General features: G+C 41.2%; 1 pseudogene. It reads left to right on the top strand.

Annotated features, from left to right (window positions below):
* Positions 1 to 340: pseudogene (locus QTO06_RS25495) on the top strand (IS4 family transposase); the annotation flags it as partial.
* Between the last annotated feature and the right edge of the window lie 12 nt (positions 341 to 352).

Below are 352 nucleotides of genomic sequence, written 5' to 3'. Positions count from 1 at the left end.
TAAAAGTAACCTAGAGAGGTTAAGTGTCATCTATGCCTTTGTAGCGACTCGTTTATTGGCGTTACGCTTCATTAAAGAAGTTGATGAGCTATCAACAGAAAGTTGTGAAAAGGTATTGGGCAATAAAGCTTGGAAGCTACTGTGGTTGAAACTAGAAAGTAAGACGTTATCTAAAGAAACGCCGGATATGGGCTGGGCGTACAAAAATCTCGCTAAATTAGGTGGTTGGAAAGATACCAAGAGGACGGGTAGAGCTTCAATAAAGGTGCTTTGGGAAGGATGGTTTAAACTGCAAACCATCCTTGAAGGCTACGAACTCGCAATGTCTCTTGATCACTAGACTTGTGATCAA

The sequence above is a fragment of the Vibrio sp. M260121 genome (genome assembly GCF_036533715.1).
Taxonomy (GTDB): domain Bacteria; phylum Pseudomonadota; class Gammaproteobacteria; order Enterobacterales; family Vibrionaceae; genus Vibrio.
This window is presented reverse-complemented; position numbering and strand designations above follow the sequence as displayed.